The organism is Pseudoramibacter porci, from assembly GCF_009696145.1.
Lineage (GTDB): Bacteria > Bacillota > Clostridia > Eubacteriales > Eubacteriaceae > Pseudoramibacter > Pseudoramibacter porci.
Genome location: NZ_VUMO01000026.1, coordinates 1 through 1,928 on the forward strand (window position 1 = coordinate 1; position 1,928 = coordinate 1,928).

Genomic DNA, 1,928 nt, shown 5'->3' on the forward strand with positions numbered 1-1,928 from the left:
ATACCGAACCATATCAAACTCCGAATGCCGTACAGCCATCTGCAGCAGTCAGACTGTGGGAGATAAGTTTCATGGTCAAAAGGGAAACAGCCCAGATCATCTGCTAAGGTCCCTAAGTACTGATTAAGTGGGAAAGGATGTGCCACTGCATAAACAACCAGGATGTTGGCTTAGAAGCAGCCATTCATTCAAAGAGTGCGTAACAGCTCACTGGTCGAGTGGCGGTGCGCCGAAAATGAACGGGGCTCAAATCAGTCACCGAAGCAATGGATTATACTTATAGTATAGTGGTAGGGGAGCAATCTCTTGTAGGGCGAAGCAATATCGTAAGGTATTGTGGACGAAAGAGAAGAGAGAATGTTGGCATGAGTAGCGAAAGTGAAGTGAGAATCTTCACCATCGGAAGCCCAAGGATTCCTGAGGAAGGCTCGTCCGCTCAGGGTAAGTCGGGACCTAAGCCCAGGCCGAAAGGCGTAGGCGATGGACAATCGGTTGAAATTCCGATACTGATCACTTATGTTTGAGAGATGGAGTGACACAGGCGGGAAAGCAGACCCGGGCGTTGGTTGACCCGGGCCAATCATCAAGGCTGTTCAAGGAGGCAAATCCCTTTGGACAAGGCTGAGGTGTGATGGGGAACGAAAAATAAGTAGGGAAGCTGCAGACTCATACTGTCAAGAAAAACTTCTATTGAGTAAGTGATCACCCGTACCGCAAACCGACACAGGTAGGCAGGAAGAGAATTCTAAGATGAGCGGGAGAAGTGTTGTTAAGGAACTCGGCAAAAATACTCCGTAACTTCGGGAGAAGGAGTGCCCCGAAAGGGGTCGCAGTGACTAGGCTCAAGCGACTGTTTACCAAAAACACAGGTCTCTGCTAAATCGAAAGATGAAGTATAGGGGCTGACGCCTGCCCGGTGCTGGAAGGTTAAGAGGAGTACTTAGCGCAAGCGAAGGTGCGAATTGAAGCCCCAGTAAACGGCGGCCGTAACTATAACGGTCCTAAGGTAGCGAAATTCCTTGTCAGGTAAGTTCTGACCCGCACGAAAGGCGTAACGATTTGAGCACTGTCTCGACAACACACCCGGTGAAATTGTAGTACTCGTGAAGATGCGAGTTACCCGCGACAGGACGGAAAGACCCCGTAGAGCTTTACTGTAGTCTGGCATTGGATTTCGATATGTCATGTACAGGATAGGTGGGAGGCAGAGAAAGTTGTGCGTCAGCATAGCTGGAGCCGATGTTGGGATACCACCCCTGAGATATTGGAATTCTAACAAAGAGCTGTGAAACCAGTCTTCGGACAGTGTCAGATGGGCAGTTTGACTGGGGCGGTCGCCTCCTAAAAAGTATCGGAGGCGCCTAAAGTTACCCTCATGATGGTTGGAAATCATCAATAAGAGTGCAAAGGCAGAAGGGTGATTGACTGCGAGACAGACATGTCGAGCAGGGACGAAAGTCGAGCTTAGTGATCCGGTGGTACCGAGTGGAAGGGCCATCGCTCAACGGATAAAAGCTACCTCGGGGATAACAGGCTTATCTCCCCCAAGAGTCCACATCGACGGGGAGGTTTGGCACCTCGATGTCGGCTCGTCTCATCCTGGGGCTGAAGCAGGTCCCAAGGGTTGGGCTGTTCGCCCATTAAAGAGGCACGCGAGCTGGGTTCAGAACGTCGTGAGACAGTTCGGTCCCTATCCGTCGTGGGCGTTAGAAATTTGAGAGGAGCTGTTCCTAGTACGAGAGGACCGGAACGGACGGACCTCTGGTGCACCGGTTGTTCCGCCAGGAGCACAGCCGGGTAGCCAAGTCCGGAAGGGATAAGTGCTGAAAGCATCTAAGCACGAAGCCCCCCTTAAGATAAGATATCTCATCCCTTTAAGGGAGTAAGGCCACTGATAGACGATCAGGTGATAGGCTGGAGGTGAAAGC

1 rRNA gene is annotated in these 1,928 nt (G+C 51.1%); it reads left to right on the forward strand.

Annotation, left to right across the window (positions count from 1 at the left end):
* Window positions 1-1,928 (forward strand): 23S ribosomal RNA (locus tag FYJ52_RS09905); the annotation flags it as partial.